The organism is Synechococcus sp. YX-04-1, assembly GCF_030546365.1.
Taxonomy (GTDB): domain Bacteria; phylum Cyanobacteriota; class Cyanobacteriia; order PCC-6307; family Cyanobiaceae; genus Parasynechococcus.
The window spans coordinates 161,697-175,928 of sequence record NZ_JAUONZ010000004.1; the positions used below are offsets into that span (position 1 = coordinate 161,697).

Sequence of the window (14,232 nt, forward strand, 5' to 3'; positions counted from 1 at the left end):
GATGAAAGGAGTTTCAGACGGCAATGAGCTCCGATCTCCTGGTGCTGTTGCTGCTGGTGTTGGTGGTGCTCCTGGGCTCGGCCCTCTGTTCCGGCGTGGAAGCCGCCCTACTCACGGTGAGTCCGATTCGGGTGCACGAGCTGGCGGCCCGAGAGCGCCCCGTGGCCGGGGCCCGGCGGCTGGCGCAGTTGCGTCAACGGCTGGGGCGAACCTTGTCGGCGCTGGTGATCGCGAACAACGGTTTCAACATTTTCGGCAGCCTGATGTTGGGTGGTTATGCCGCCTGGGTGTTCGAGCAACGCAACATCAGCGGTGCCGCTCTACCTGTGTTCTCTGTAGGCCTCACCATCCTGGTGATCCTGCTGGGGGAAATCCTGCCCAAAGCCCTCGGCAGCCGCCTGGCCTTGCCGGTGGCCCTGGCCAGCGCCCCCTTACTGCATTGGCTCGGCCTAGCGCTGCGGCCGCTGGTGCTGCTGCTTGAGCGGATGCTGCCAGCCATCACTGCCGAAGCGGAACTCAGCACCAATGAAGAGGAGATCCGTCTGCTGGCCCGCCTGGGCTCCCAGAAAGGAGAAATCGAAGCTGATGAAGCCGCGATGATCGGCAAGGTGTTTCAACTGAACGATCTCACCGCCCGCGACCTGATGACGCCGCGGGTGGCGGCGCCCACCCTGGACGGCAGCCTGAGCATCGAAGCTCAGCGGGCCAAGCTGATGAGCACCAACGACCCATGGTGGGTGGTGCTAGGCGATCAGGTGGACAAGGTGCTTGGCGTGGCCAGCCGCGAACGGGTGCTCACCGCCTTGTTGGAGAACCGTGGGCTGCTCACGCCCGTTGACCTCTGCGAACCAGTGGAATATGTGCCGGAGATGATCCGAGCCGATCGGCTGTTGACAGGCTTCCGGCGCGACAGCAGCGGCGTGCGCGTGGTGGTGGATGAATTCGGTGGCTTCGTCGGCGTGATCGGGGCCGAATCCGTGCTGGCAGTGCTGGCGGGCTGGTGGCGCAAGCCGGCAGCATGAACGGGATGCAACCCACCCCGCCCCACACCGTTGAACGCTGCCAGCTGCTGCTGGAGCGCTGGCGCAGCCAGCTGCAGCTGAGCGCCCGGGAGCGGGGACTGCTGGGGGGTGAATTGCAGCTGTTGGATCGCCAGCTGCAACGGCTGCAGCAACGGCGCCTGCGGATTGCCCTATTTGGTCGGGTTGGGGTCGGCAAATCCAGCCTGATCAATGCCTTGATCCGCCGGCCGCTGCTGGAGACGGATGTCGCCCACGGCAGCACCCGACGTCAACAGGCGGTGGACTGGCCCGTGGAGATTGCCGGGCTGACCAGGGTGGAATTGGTGGACACCCCCGGCATTGATGAAATCGATGCCGCCGGGCGGGCTCGCTTGGCCTCTCGCGTGGCCATGGGTGCCGACCTGGTGCTGCTGGTGGTGGACAGCGATCTGACCCGAGCTGACCTGGAGGCCTTAAGCACGCTGCTGGAGAGCGGCAAGCCCCTGCAGCTTGTGCTGAACCGCAGCGACCGCTGGCCGAAGCAGGAACGCGCCGCGCTGCTGCGCAGCATCGGCGCCCGACTGCCGGTGGATCTGCCGATCACCGCGGCAGCGGCAGCGCCCCGCAGGCCCCAGATCCAGGCTGATGGACGGGTGCGCAGCACGATCACGACGCCGGAGGTGCAGGATCTGCGGAAGCAGCTCTGCCAGCAGCTGGAGAACGAAGGCACCCTGCTGCTGGCGATTCAGTCGCTGCGCCAGGCCGACCGCTTCCAGAGGGCCTGCCAAGAACTGCGCCTGCAACAGCACCGCCACAAGGCCCAAAGCCTGATCGGTCGTTATGCAGCCGCCAAGGCCACTGGCGTGGCCGTCAACCCTGTGATGGCGTTGGATATGGCAGGAGGCATGGCCTGCGACACCGCCCTGGTGCTGCAGCTCAGCCGTCTTTACAACCTGCCGATGACACCAGCAGCGGCACGACTGCTGCTCACCCGACTCTCCAGCCACAACGCCCTGCTGGGCGGCGTTCAGCTGGGGCTGGCAGCCCTGAAGCAAGCACTGCTGCTGCTGGTGCCGGTGAGCGGCGGCGGCAGCTTGGCCCCGGCAGCCCCAGTGGCCCTGGCCCAGGCCGCCCTGGCGGTGCATGCCAGCCGGCGAACGGGGCGTCTGGTCGCCCAGCAATTGCTACGACGACGCGGCGGTCAACCGGGGGCCCTGCTGCGCCGCCTGGCCGAACGGGATCCCGTGGTGCACCACTGGCTGTTGCGCTGGCCCAAAGCCCTGGAGCAGGATCTACAACCGCTGCTGCCCTGAGATGATCGCTGCTGCCATCGCATTGCTGGGCACCAGCGCCGATCCACCCACCCGCGGCCATCAGGTGCTGCTGGAGGGGCTTCTGAACCGCTATGGCCAGGTGGCGACCTGGGCCAGCGACAACCCCCTGAAACAGCACGATGCTCCCCTGGCGTTGCGGGCGATGCTGCTCGGCCAGCTGGTGCAGCAACTGCAGGATGAACGGCTGGAGCTGGCCCAGCATCTGAGCAGCCCGTACACCTTGATCACCTTGCAGCGGGCCGCCAAGCATTGGCCTGAGAGGGACCTGGTGTTTGTGGTCGGTAGCGATCTCGCCGGCCAGATTCCCCGCTGGAAACAGAGCGATTGCTGGCTACCGCAGTGCCGTTTAGCGATCGCCCCGCGCAAGGGTTGGCCCCTCGAAGAAGCCACGCTGCAGGCCCTCCGCGATCTGGGTGGACGGGTGGAACTGCTGGATCTGGAGGTTCCTGCCACCGCCAGTTCGCAACTGCGGCAGCAACCCAATGAAGCTCAGATCCCTGAAGCGGTGTGGCCGCTTTTGCTCCAGCACAATCTTTATGGCCTTTCAGGGAGCCCCTGCTGATGCGCATCGCCCTGGCCCAACTCAACCCCGTTGTCGGCGACTTCAAGGGGAATGCCGCCCGGATCCTGGAAGCGGTGCGCAGGGCGGAGGAGCAAGGGGCAGAACTGGTGCTGACCCCGGAGCTCTCCCTCTGGGGCTATCCCCCCCGGGACCAGTTGCTCGAGCCGAGCCGCATCCAGCAGCAGGACACGGCGCTGCAGTGGCTGGTGAACCAACTCAACAGCAGCGTCACCCTGTTGGTGGGTGCTGCGCTGCCGGCCGCAGATGCCCGCAGCCCACGGCTGCTCAATGGTGTGGTGCTGGTGAATCGCCTGGGCTGGCGGCCGATTGCTCAGAAACAGCTGCTGCCCAGTTACGACGTCTTCGATGAGCGGCGCTACTTCCGCCCCGGCGATGGCCCCTGCCTGCTCACCCTGCCCAACGGACAGCGACTGGGACTCACCATCTGCGAAGACCTCTGGGTGGATGACGGCCTGCAGCGCGAGCGCCTGGACGGACCGGATCCCATCGATCAACTGATCCCCGAACAGCCTGATCTGGTGATCAATCTGGCGGCCTCCCCCTTCGATGCCGCCAAGCCGGCCTTGCGCCAACAGTTGGCGGCGACGGCGGCGCGACGCCTCAACTGCCCACTGATCTACATCAATCAAGTGGGGGGCAACGACGAGCTGGTGTTCGACGGGGCAAGTTTTGTGGTGGGAGCCGATGGCGCATTACAGCTGGAGCTTCCCGTTTGTGAGGAGCACCTCGCGGTCTGGGACAGCGACCAACCCGCCACTGTGCAGTCCCAGGGCCAGATCCAGCCGATGGATCCCCTGGAGCGGCTGTTCCGAGCCCTGGTGCTTGGGGTGCGTGACTACGCCCAAAAATGCGGGTTCAAACAGGCATTGCTCGGGTTGAGCGGCGGCATCGACTCAGCGCTGGTGGCCGTGATCGCGACCGCAGCTCTGGGGAACGAGGCGGTCTCAGCGCTGTTGATGCCTTCCCCTTGGAGCTCCTCAGGATCCATTGACGATGCCTTGGCCTTGGCCGAACGGTTGGGGCTGCAGACCAACACAGTGCCCATCGCCGGCCTGATGGACGGCTACGACCGGGCCCTCACCGCACCGCTTGGGGAAACACCACAGGGCGTGACGGCGGAAAATCTTCAATCGCGAATTCGCGGCACCCTGCTGATGGCCGTGGCCAACCAGCAGGGCCAACTGCTGCTCACCACCGGAAACAAATCCGAGCTGGCCGTGGGTTACTGCACCCTCTACGGCGACATGAACGGCGGGCTGGCGGTGATTGGCGATCTCTACAAAACCAGCGTGTTTTCCCTTTGCGACTGGCTCGACAGCGACGCAGCCCGGAACTGCCGCCAAGCACTGGGGCTACCGGCGCAAGGGGAGCTGGTGGGTGAAGCGATTCGACGGAAACCCCCCAGCGCTGAGCTGAGACCCAACCAGAAAGACAGCGACTCCCTGCCCGACTACAACGCCCTGGATGCCCTGCTCAAAGCTCTGATCCAAGAGCGCCAGTCCGGAACAACCCTAGTGGCCGCCGGCCACGATCCCGCTCTGGTGGAGCGGGTGGAACGGATGATGAAACGGGCCGAGTTCAAGCGACGCCAAGCGGCACCCTTGCTCAAGGTGAGCCCCCAGGCCTTCGGCAGCGGTTGGCGGTTACCAATTGCAGCGGCTTAAAGCAGTACCACCGTTGAGATGTGGCGGGTTACGCGCAGCGGAGCCAGATTGAAGGTACCCCCTTGACGCCGCCATGGCCGCCTCCGTCCTCTCGGCCCCGATGGCCAGCATCGGTGTGCCGAAGGAGATCAAGCTCGATGAGCAGCGTGTGGCGCTGACCCCCGACGCGGTGCGGGAGCTGGTGAGCCAGGGTTTGGAGGTGCGCATCGAAACCGGAGCCGGAGCTGGAGCGGGAATCGGTGATGAGGCCTTCGCCTCCGCAGGTGCTCAGCTAGTGAACCGCGACGAGGCCTGGGGCGCCCATTTGGTGGTGAAGGTGAAAGAACCGCAGGCGGAGGAATTTGCCTACCTGCGGAAAGACATGGTGCTGTTCACCTATCTACATCTGGCGGCTTATCCCAGCGTTGGCGAGGCCCTGCTTGAGGCGGGCACCGCCGCCATCGCCTATGAAACCGTGCAGCTGGAGAACGGCAGCCTGCCGTTACTGGCACCCATGAGCGAAATCGCGGGGCGATTGGCGGCCCAGGTGGGAGCTCACCTGCTGGAGAAACCCCATGGTGGCCGAGGCGTGTTGATGGGGGGCTGCACCGGCGTGCAACCGGCCCGGGTGGTGGTGCTTGGCGCCGGCACCGTGGGCTGGAATGCCGCACGTACGGCAGCCGCAATGGATGCTGAGGTGTTGCTGCTCGACCGCTCACCCCAGCGTTTGCGCAGCCTCGAGGCCGACCGTCGCGGTCGGTTGATGAGTGTGGTGAGCAGCCGCGGGCTGCTGGAACGGTTGGTGCCGACAGCGGATCTAGTGATCGGAGCCGTGCTCACCCCTGGGGGTCGGGCCCCCACCCTTGTGGACGAGGGAATGGTGCAGCAAATGCGCCCGGGCTCGGTGATCGTGGATGTAGCGATCGACCAGGGGGGCTGCATCGCCACCAGCCAGGAAACAACCCACCGCGATCCCACTGTGACCATCCACGGCGTGCAGCACTATGCCGTGGGCAACATGCCTGGAGCGGTGCCGTTCACCTCAACCGAAGCCCTGGTGAGCGTGACTCTCCCCTACATCCTGGGCATCGCCGGGCGAGGTTTGGAGGAAGCGGTGACGGAACGGCCCGAGCTGCTCTCCGGGCTGAACACGGTGCAGGGATCGGTGTGCCATCCCGGCGTAGCCAAAGCCCTGGGGGTGCCACCGCGGCATCCGATGGCCTGCCTGCGTTAGCCCTCCAATTGGAGTGCACTCATGTAGAGCCAAGGGCCATCCTCCGCGCCACCGCGACGCTGAAATAGGGAGGTTTCCTTCAGCACCCCTCCCCGATAACGAGCTTCAAACTTCACCGTTCCTTCTAGATCTCGCGGGCCGCCTTCACTGACAGAAAGCACGGTCAATCCGAGCCAACGGGTCTGCCGGCAACTCTGCTTCAGGGAACGGCGCCGCTGCTGTGCAGGAACATCCGGCTCGGGATGGGTGGCCAGCAGATAGTCGATCTCGCCGCGTGCAAAGGCTGAATACCTGGAGCGCATCAACTGTTCAGCCGTTTCAGCTTGCTGATCGCCGCGATGCAAGGGCCCACAGCAGCTGCCATAAGCACCGCCCCCACAGGGGCAAGGGCTCTGATCAGGGGCTCCACCAAAACCGTCAGGCATCAATCCAACCGTTGCAACGCTGGCAATGGCCGGCCCAGGGATGCTGGACTCAATCCTTCCCGCAGCGCCAGCACCAAACCTGCTGCCTCGCTGTAACTGCTGGCATGAAGAACGCCCTGGCTCAAGCCAAGGGCTTCGGCAGAGACCGACAGCACCGATGGATTAGCCACGCAGACCACCGGCAAATTGCGCTCCACGCAGGCCAGCACCGCCTCCCCCCCGAGAGCTCCATCGGGAACAACAACCGCCCCCAATCGCGCCGCATCAAGGTCGCCGGGTTGCCGGTCGCCGGTCACCAGATCCGGTGCTCGGCTCAGCCCCACCAGGACGCAAGCCAGGAAGGTGTAGCCGAGCTCCTCACCCGCCGCCCTCGGATCAAGCTGCGGATCCAAGGGCAACGGGTCCAAAGCGGGCGCGTGGGCACAGGGGATCTGCAGGTGCTTCACCAGCAGGTGGCTGATCACCGCTTCAGCGCCGGCCAGAGCATCCACGCCACTCCCCTGGCGATAGGCCGCTAACTCCTCACTCTCCGGATCCTCCGGAAAGCGGGCCACCACCGCAATCGCCGTCGCACCGGCCTGCTTCAAGCGTTCACCAGCCCGCAACAAGGCATCGCCCCCCCCCAGTCGCCCCCAACTGGCGCCACTGGCACCGCGTTCGAGCGTCACATCAAGCGGTGCATCCGTTGAAATCACCGGGCCGATGTCCAAACCCAAGCTGGCGCGGCAGCCCTCGGCCACCTGAATCTGGCGCTGGGCCAGCTCGGACTCGATGCCGGCATCCAACAACAGCCCAATACGCTGCCGCCGCACCGGCCGCAGGGCCCACTCACCCACAGCAAAACGATCGAGGCCATAGCCCTCCACGTAGTGCACACGGGAATCGCTCCAATAGAGCGAAGCGCCATTCATCACATTGGGGTGGGTGATCAGGCAGCCGCTTGCTGCAGCCAGCAACCGTGCTGACGGCAGGGCATCACCGGCATAGCCACCGATGGCACAACCGATGCCCGTCGGCACCAGCATCAGCGTTGGCATCGGTGCCGCGCTCATGCGCTGATCACTGCCTCCACTTGAAGAGTTCGAACAGCATCGACGCTGGAGTCCACCCCGGTGAGGGCCCAACGCAGCACATCACCCTCTTCAGCCAACTGCTGGCGAATCCAGCTGCGCAGCTCCACCAGCGGCACATCAGCGGGCCAGAGAAAATGGAGTTGCAGGCTGATGAGCCTCACTTCTGATATTGACCGAACTGGGCTTCGTAGAGCGCATCCTCTTGCCCCGTCTTGAGGGTGAGGTCGGCCCGCGGGAAAGCCACACACAGCAGGCTGTAGCCCTGCTGCTGAAGCTCACCTTTCACACCCATGGCGTCGGGCTGCTCAACACTGCCCTCGCTGACCAGCGCAGCACAGGTTGTGCAGACCCCAGAGCAGCAGGAGCTGGGAAGGGTGATGCCAGCAGCCTCAGCTGCATTCAGAACCGTTTGGTCGGCACGGCAGGGAAAGCTGTGAATTTCGCCTTCGAACTCGGCGCGGACGGTGTAAGTGGCCACGTCGGACATGCCGGGTTCAACAAGGAAGAGGCCGCATTCTCTCAGGCAATGGGCCTGTCCAGCGCCCCCCAATAGCGTGGGTGGGGCGCCAGATACTCCGGAGAGCCACCCTGCTCCGGAGCAGTCAGCACGAAATCAAAACTGATGGAACAGCGCAGCTCGTCTGGGTCGTCGTTAGGCAGAACGCTGTGATGCAGGCTCGACGGAAACAGCACAAGCAAACCCGGGCGTGGGGCCAGATCCCAGTGGGACTGATTCAACGGATGGCCTTCAGCAATCGGACCGCCATAACCCACCGCCAAACCCGCCACTAACTCATTGGGTTGATGGGACGCATGCAGGCGCAACACGCCCTCCTCACCGGAGCCCGTGCCCGAGAGGTAAAGAACAGCGCTGAGATGGGCATTGGGGTGATGGTGCCGTCCAACCGCTTGATCCCAATCGCTGATCACAGGCCAGCAACGCTGCAGATGCAGGGCCACTTGGTTGCGAGTGAAGCCCAACGCATCGAGGTAGCTCCAGGCCTGATCCACCACCCGCTGGGCCAGAGCCTGAAAGGGCTCCTGTTGATGGATCTGCCACACCCCATGCAGGTCACCCGTCCAGGCGCACCCTTCGCTGGGGTTGCCCTCGGCCTCGCCGCGAAGCCTCAGCAGGGCCTGCATGCAGGACGCCTGCTGCAGGGGATCGAGGGGAATTTGAGTGGTTGCCACCACGGTGGGGAAGAGCTGATGAAGCTGAAGCACGCCGACACCCTCAAACCCCTCCGCTTAACCGTAAGCACGGCACCAAAAAACCGGCCCCGAGGGACCGGCTTTCCAAGACTCGATCGAGATGATCAGCCGACCGCTGCGGCACCGCCTGCAACTTCCAGGATCTCCTGGGTAATCGCAGCCTGACGGGCCTTGTTGTAGTCAAGGGTGAGGGTCTTGGCCAACTCCTTGGCGTTATCGCTGGCGTTGTTCATGGCCGTCATCCGGCTGGCCAGCTCAGAAGCTGCCGATTCCTGCAGAGAACGCAGCATCTGGTTCTGCAGATACAGGGGGAGCAGCGCATTGAGCAACTGTTCGGGGGTCTGCTCAAACACGATGTCCGAAGGGATCTTCGGCTCCGTGTTGGCAGGGCCTGCACCGGGCTCCACTGTCAGAAGGCCGTCCTTAGTGGTGAGACGGAAAATCTCATCCTCAGGATCAGCGATGTCCTGGGGATCCAAGGGCAGCAGGGTCTGAACCACGGGCTTGCAGCTCACCAGGTTGAGGAACTTGGTGAAGATCAGCTCGACGCGATCGGTGCTTTCAGCCAGGAATTCAGCCAGCAGATCCGTGGAGATCGAGTTGGCCTCATCGGCGGTAGGAACCTGTTCCAGGCCGGAGAAGGTGGCCTGAATCGGGTAATCACGACGGGTGAAATAGCCGATGGCTTTGGTGCCAATCAGCAGCAGCTTCACATCGAAGCCCTTGCCCTTCAGCTCAGCAAAACGCTGTTCGGTGCGCTTGATGATGTTGGCGTTGTAGCCACCACACAGGCCGCGATCACCAGTGACCGCAACCAGAGTGATGGTCTCCACATCACGTTGCTGCATCAGAGGAGAGGCCGCATCTTCGAAACGCATGCGGGACTGGAGGTTTTCCAGAATCCGCGCCAGCCGATCCGCGAAGGGACGACTGCGGAGCACTTGCTCCTGGGCGCGGCGCACCTTGGCCGCAGCCACGAGACGCATGGCCTCGGTGATCTTGCGGGTGTTTTTGACCGACTTAATTCGGTCTCGGATTTCTTTGAGATTCGCCATGTCGGCAGCTCCTTCAGGCCGCGGAAGCGACCATGGTGGACACGACTTCGGTGATGGCGTCCTTAAGGATCGCCTCAGCCTCAGGACTCATCACTTTCTTCTCCTGGATTTCGGTGATGAACTCAGCCTTGTTCGACTTGAGGTACTCACGCAGTTCACGGGAGAAGTCGACGACCTTGTCGACGGGGACGTCGTCGATGAGGCCCTTCACACCGGCGTAAACGATGGCGACCTGTTCAGCCAGGATCAGGGGGCTGAACTGAGGCTGCTTGAGCAGTTCACGCAGACGCTTGCCGCGCTCCAGCTGCTGCTGAGTGGATGCATCCAGGTCAGAAGCGAACTGAGAGAAGGCGGCCAGCTCGTCGAACTGGGCCAGCTCCAACTTCAGGGTGCCGGCGATCTTCTTGATGGCCTTGGTTTGGGCAGCACCGCCCACCCGGCTCACAGAGATACCCACGTTGATCGCAGGACGCAGACCGGAGTTGAAGAGGTCGGAGCTGAGGAAGATCTGACCGTCCGTGATCGAAATCACGTTGGTAGGGATGTAAGCCGAAACGTCACCGGCTTGGGTTTCGATGATCGGCAGGGCGGTCATGGAACCCTTGCCCATGGCGTCAGACAACTTGGCTGCACGCTCGAGGAGACGGCTGTGGCAATAGAAGACGTCACCGGGATATGCCTCACGACCGGGCGGACGACGCAGCAGGAGCGACATCTGGCGGTAGGCGGCAGCCTGCTTGGAGAGATCGTCGTAGATCACCAGGGTGGCCTTGCCCTTGTACATGAAGTACTCGGCAATGGTGGCGCCGGTGTACGGGGCCAAGTACTGCAATGCAGCGGGCTCGGAAGCGTTGGCGGCCACGATCACGGTGTAATCGAGGGCGCCGCGCTCGCGCAGAACCTCAACAACGTTGGCCACGGAAGCAGCCTTCTGACCCACGGCGACGTAGACGCAGATCATGTCCTGATCCGCCTGGTTCAGGATCGTGTCGATCGCGATGGCGGTCTTGCCGGTCTGGCGGTCACCAATGATCAGCTCGCGCTGGCCACGGCCGACAGGGATCATCGCGTCGATGGCGGTGATGCCGGTCTGCATCGGCTCGTGAACCGACTTGCGCTGAATGATGCCAGGCGCCATGGATTCAATCAGGCGCGTTTCGCTGGTGGCGATTTCGCCTTTGCCATCGATGGCGCGGCCCAGGGAGTTCACCACCCGGCCCAGCATGGCTTCACCAACGGGGACAGCAGCGATCTTGCCGGTGGCCTTCACCGTGCTGCCTTCCTGAATGCCATATCCCTCACCCATCAGCACCGCGCCGACGTTGTCGTCTTCGAGGTTCAGGGCGATGCCTTCGGTGCCGTCCTCAAATTCAATGAGTTCGCCGGCCATGGCTTGCTGCAGGCCGTAGACACGGGCGATGCCGTCGCCCACGGTCAGAACGGTGCCGACATTGCTGACGGAAACCGACTTGTCGTAGTCCTCAATCTGCTTCTTGAGGATGGCGCTGATCTCGTCAGGACGGATGGAAACCATGGCGTGTGATCCCAGCTGGGAGTTGGGGAGGAAGGAGCGGTGGAGGAAAGAGTGAGGTCAGCTCGCCTTGGCGAGTGCCAGACCAAGGCGACGAACCTGGCCAGACAGGCTGGCGTCGATCACCTGAGATCCGAGACTCACGACGAAACCGCCGATTAAGGACGGATCCACACTGAGGTCGATGTCGACCTTGTTGGTGCCGGCCATGGCCTGCACCTTTTTGGACAGTGCCGCCTGTTGATCCTCAGTGAGGCTTTGAGCAGAGCGGACCTGGGCCAGCGTGATGCCCTGCTGTTCCCGATAAAGCTCGAGATAGCGAAGCATCACTGCATCAAAAGCGATGAGTCGTTGGCGGTCAGCCAGCACCTTCAGCAGGTTGAAAACTGAAGGAGTGACATCCTCACCCACAAGCGCCTTGAGGGCTTTCTTCTTGGCGTCCGGCTCAAGAACCGGGGACACCATGGCGTCGCGGAAGTCTTCGGAGTCGTTCCAGATCTCAAGCAATTGCTTGCATTGATCGGCAACGGTTTCAGACTCACCCCGGGCCTCAGTGACCTGAAGCAGTGCTTCGGCGTAAGGGGTGGCGAGAGAATTGAGGAGAGGCATCAGGCGTTCTCCAGATTTTTGATGGTGGAATCGATCAACTTGGCCTGAGCACTGGCATCAAGACGACCAGGAAGTTCGGCAAGGGCCTTGTCGATTGCCGCCAGAGCGGCCTCACGACGCAGGCTGTCCTTGATTCGAGCAGCGTCGGCTTCAGCATCGGCATCAGCACCAGCCTTGATGGCTGCCATCACAGAAATGGTGCGCTTCTCGCCTTCGGCACGAATGCCTTCAGCGCGGGCCTGACCATCGGCACGAATCTTTTCGGCTTTCTGCTGAGCAGCAGCCAATTCGGACTGGGCCTGGCTGAGGTTTTCGGTGGCGGTTTTCAGGCGGGACTCAGCGTCCTGCAACTCCTGAAGAATGGCGGCGCGGCGGCGTTCCAGGATTCCTCCAAGGAACCCACGCAGGAACCAAAACAGGAGCCCGATCACGATGACCAGGTTGACCAGATTGGTCTCGAGCGGATTGAGATTGAGTGTCATCACGCAGCCAGCAAACGGTTGATGATCGTGGTGCTCAGCTGATCCACCTGACCCTTGAGCTGGGTGCGGGCGGACTCACGCTCGGCCTCGATGGCACGACGGCTTTCCTCTTTGGTGCGGTTGGCTTCAGCTTCCGCCTGGGCCAGCGCCTCGCGGTACAGCCGATCAACTTCTTGTTCCGCCTCAACAATCACGGCCTGAGCGGCCTGGCGGGCACCTTTCAGCTGTTCAGCCAGATCAGCTTCCAGGCGTTCAACCTGGGCGAGCTTCTGTTTGGCGTCAGCACGACTGGTGGAGATATAGCCCTCACGATCTTCCACGACCTTGCCGACCGGACGGAAGAAGAGAACATTGAGCAGGAAGGTGAGGAGAACCACCTGAACCGCCATCAGCGGAAGGGTGGCATCGAGGTCAAAAAGACCTCCCTCCGGAACACCTGCTTCAGCGAGCAGAAGCCAGGTCATGGAAAGGTGCGCTGGGAAGGAATCGAAACAAGGAGTTCAGAAGGGGGATCAGCGATCCCCCTGCACTGATCAGCCGGCGAAGGGGTTGGCGAACAGGAGCACCAGAGCCACCACCAGGCCGTAGATGGTCAGCGATTCCATGAACGCCAGGGACAGCAGCAGGGTGCCGCGGATCTTGCCTTCGGCTTCGGGCTGACGGGCGATGCCCTCAACAGCGCCGCCGGACGCGGTGCCCTGACCGATACCAGGGCCGATGGCGGCGAGGCCGACTGCCAGGCCAGCAGCCACAACGGAAGCGGCGGAGGTGATGGAATCCATGTTGGGTGGTGTAAGGGGAAGCGCTGGGAAGCGCTGTACGGAATGGACTTGGGGATCGGTTCCCCCCGCGCAGGGACATTCCCGAAGGAACGGGCCCGGGTGCAATGCCGGACCTGCGCGCGGATGTGTTTAGCAGATCGCCGTTCTCAGGCGATAGAGGGGAGAGGTTTTAGTGAGCCTCGTGAAGGCCTTCACCGATGTAGAAGGAGGCCAGGGTCGCAAAGATCAGAGCCTGGATGGCACTGGTGAAAAGACCCAGCAGCATCACGGGCAGAGGCACGATCAGCGGCACCAGATACACCAGCACCCCAACAGCCAATTCGTCGGCAAGGATGTTTCCGAACAGACGGAAGGAGAGGGAGAGAGGCTTGGTGAATTCCTCGATGATCTTGAACGGGAGCATGATCGGGGTCGGCTCCACGTACAGCTCGAAGAAGCGCAGACCCTTACGGCTCAAACCGGCATAGAAGTACGCCAGTGACACAAGCAGAGCCATCGCCACAGTGGTGTTGATGTCTGCAGTGGGAGCACCAAGCTCACCCTCGGGAAGTTCGAAGATCTTCCAAGGGATAAGGGCTCCGCCCCAGTTGCTCACGAAGATGAATAGAAACAGGGTGCCGATGAACGGCAGCCAGTCGCGGTAGTACTTCTCGCCGATGTTGTCGCGGGCGATGTCGCGGATGAAATTCCAGAGGAATTCGAGCAGGTTCTGCAGACCGATCGGGTCACGCTTCATCCCGCGGGTGCCAGCAAGCACCACAGCGAGGAGGATGCCGATCAGGATCCAGGAGCTCAGGAACACCTGGCCGTGCAGATACAGATCGCCGATCTGCCAGTACAGGTGGTGACCCACTTCCAGTTCAGCGAACGGGAGTGGTAAGGGCAACAAAGCCATGGGTGCAGATAAAAGTGCTCAGACTCAGCGGTCGTCGAAGACGTGCTGAAGAATCAGGGCGGGCTTGTAGAGAAGGAATCCCAGGAAGGCCGGCAACAGATCGAGTTGAGGCAGCTTGGCCGAACCAACCACAAGCAGGGTTGGAACGATGAGCTGAAAACGTCCCAGTCCACGGGACTGGTCACTGAGCCGGGCCACGCTGCGAGCCAGCAAACGCACGTACAAAAGTCCGGCGCATGAGCCCACAAGAACACTGCCGGCCACCGAGAGATTCATGGTGAGGGCCACGATCGGAACCGTGACGAGGGACACCAGAACGGTGGCCAACAGCAGGCGACGTTGAAGACGGTAAAAATCTTCCAAGCGCTGCCTG

The 14,232-nt window shown here is 62.8% G+C and carries 18 protein-coding genes; 5 read left to right on the forward strand and 13 right to left on the reverse strand.

Features of this window, described 5'->3' with window-relative positions; genetic code table 11:
• The first annotated feature begins 23 nt into the window (after positions 1 to 23).
• From Q3Y53_RS08715 to ald, 5 genes are all read left to right on the forward strand, one after another.
• Positions 24 to 1,022, forward strand: coding sequence for a CNNM domain-containing protein (locus tag Q3Y53_RS08715; protein ID WP_303535132.1), 999 nt, complete (start codon positions 24 to 26; stop codon positions 1,020 to 1,022).
• Positions 1,019 to 2,314: a GTP-binding protein gene (locus Q3Y53_RS08720; protein WP_303535340.1), complete on the forward strand. Its 1,296-nt coding sequence runs from the start codon at positions 1,019 to 1,021 to the stop codon at positions 2,312 to 2,314. The genes Q3Y53_RS08715 and Q3Y53_RS08720 overlap by 4 nt, the downstream gene beginning before the upstream one ends.
• Position 2,315: 1 nt before the next feature.
• Positions 2,316 to 2,897, forward strand: a complete 582-nt coding sequence (locus Q3Y53_RS08725; RefSeq protein WP_303535134.1) for a nicotinate-nucleotide adenylyltransferase — start codon at positions 2,316 to 2,318, stop codon at positions 2,895 to 2,897.
• Entirely contained in the window at positions 2,897 to 4,582 is a 1,686-nt protein-coding gene (locus Q3Y53_RS08730) for an NAD+ synthase (RefSeq protein WP_303535136.1), read from the forward strand. Before Q3Y53_RS08725 ends, Q3Y53_RS08730 begins: the two co-directional genes overlap by 1 nt.
• Before the next feature lie 73 nt (positions 4,583 to 4,655).
• On the forward strand, positions 4,656 to 5,795 hold the full coding sequence (gene ald / locus Q3Y53_RS08735; protein ID WP_226425152.1) for an alanine dehydrogenase: 1,140 nt from the start codon (positions 4,656 to 4,658) through the stop codon (positions 5,793 to 5,795).
• Here ald and Q3Y53_RS08740 read toward each other — a convergent pair.
• The 13 genes from Q3Y53_RS08740 to Q3Y53_RS08800 form a co-directional block, all read right to left on the reverse strand.
• Positions 5,792 to 6,220, reverse strand: a complete 429-nt coding sequence (locus Q3Y53_RS08740) for a YchJ family protein (RefSeq protein WP_303535139.1) — start codon at positions 6,218 to 6,220, stop codon at positions 5,792 to 5,794. The genes ald and Q3Y53_RS08740 overlap by 4 nt on opposite strands.
• The gene (locus Q3Y53_RS08745) at positions 6,220 to 7,272 is read right to left on the reverse strand and encodes a DUF3326 domain-containing protein (RefSeq protein ID WP_226425150.1); all 1,053 of its coding nucleotides are present in this window, start codon (positions 7,270 to 7,272) and stop codon (positions 6,220 to 6,222) included. The genes Q3Y53_RS08740 and Q3Y53_RS08745 overlap by 1 nt, the downstream gene beginning before the upstream one ends.
• Complete coding sequence (locus tag Q3Y53_RS08750) at positions 7,269 to 7,454, reverse strand: hypothetical protein (protein WP_226425149.1); 186 nt, start codon at positions 7,452 to 7,454, stop codon at positions 7,269 to 7,271. The genes Q3Y53_RS08745 and Q3Y53_RS08750 overlap by 4 nt, the downstream gene beginning before the upstream one ends.
• Positions 7,451 to 7,780, reverse strand: coding sequence for a 2Fe-2S iron-sulfur cluster-binding protein (locus Q3Y53_RS08755; protein ID WP_226425148.1), 330 nt, complete (start codon positions 7,778 to 7,780; stop codon positions 7,451 to 7,453). Before Q3Y53_RS08755 ends, Q3Y53_RS08750 begins: the two co-directional genes overlap by 4 nt.
• Positions 7,781 to 7,812: 32 nt before the next feature.
• Positions 7,813 to 8,484, reverse strand: a complete 672-nt coding sequence (locus Q3Y53_RS08760) for a putative 2OG-Fe(II) oxygenase (protein WP_303535143.1) — start codon at positions 8,482 to 8,484, stop codon at positions 7,813 to 7,815.
• A gap of 125 nt (positions 8,485 to 8,609) precedes the next feature.
• The gene (locus tag Q3Y53_RS08765) at positions 8,610 to 9,560 is read right to left on the reverse strand and encodes a F0F1 ATP synthase subunit gamma (RefSeq protein ID WP_226413563.1); all 951 of its coding nucleotides are present in this window, start codon (positions 9,558 to 9,560) and stop codon (positions 8,610 to 8,612) included.
• Between the two features lie 13 nt (positions 9,561 to 9,573).
• Positions 9,574 to 11,094, reverse strand: coding sequence for a F0F1 ATP synthase subunit alpha (gene atpA / locus Q3Y53_RS08770; RefSeq protein ID WP_011365131.1), 1,521 nt, complete (start codon positions 11,092 to 11,094; stop codon positions 9,574 to 9,576).
• Between the two features lie 57 nt (positions 11,095 to 11,151).
• On the reverse strand, positions 11,152 to 11,700 hold the full coding sequence (gene atpH / locus Q3Y53_RS08775; protein WP_115093156.1) for an ATP synthase F1 subunit delta: 549 nt from the start codon (positions 11,698 to 11,700) through the stop codon (positions 11,152 to 11,154).
• A complete protein-coding gene (locus Q3Y53_RS08780) occupies positions 11,700 to 12,182 on the reverse strand; it encodes a F0F1 ATP synthase subunit B (protein WP_226425146.1) in 483 nt (160 codons plus the stop codon). The genes atpH and Q3Y53_RS08780 overlap by 1 nt, the downstream gene beginning before the upstream one ends.
• Positions 12,182 to 12,646 (reverse strand): F0F1 ATP synthase subunit B', encoded by a 465-nt coding sequence (locus Q3Y53_RS08785; protein WP_006851720.1) that lies wholly within the window; start codon positions 12,644 to 12,646, stop codon positions 12,182 to 12,184. The genes Q3Y53_RS08780 and Q3Y53_RS08785 overlap by 1 nt, the downstream gene beginning before the upstream one ends.
• 69 nt (positions 12,647 to 12,715) lie before the next feature.
• Complete coding sequence (atpE, locus tag Q3Y53_RS08790; protein ID WP_006851467.1) at positions 12,716 to 12,964, reverse strand: ATP synthase F0 subunit C; 249 nt, start codon at positions 12,962 to 12,964, stop codon at positions 12,716 to 12,718.
• A gap of 169 nt (positions 12,965 to 13,133) precedes the next feature.
• Positions 13,134 to 13,859, reverse strand: coding sequence for a F0F1 ATP synthase subunit A (atpB, locus tag Q3Y53_RS08795; protein ID WP_226425145.1), 726 nt, complete (start codon positions 13,857 to 13,859; stop codon positions 13,134 to 13,136).
• Between the two features lie 24 nt (positions 13,860 to 13,883).
• The gene (locus tag Q3Y53_RS08800; protein WP_114989508.1) at positions 13,884 to 14,222 is read right to left on the reverse strand and encodes a hypothetical protein; all 339 of its coding nucleotides are present in this window, start codon (positions 14,220 to 14,222) and stop codon (positions 13,884 to 13,886) included.
• Positions 14,223 to 14,232: the final 10 nt, after the last annotated feature.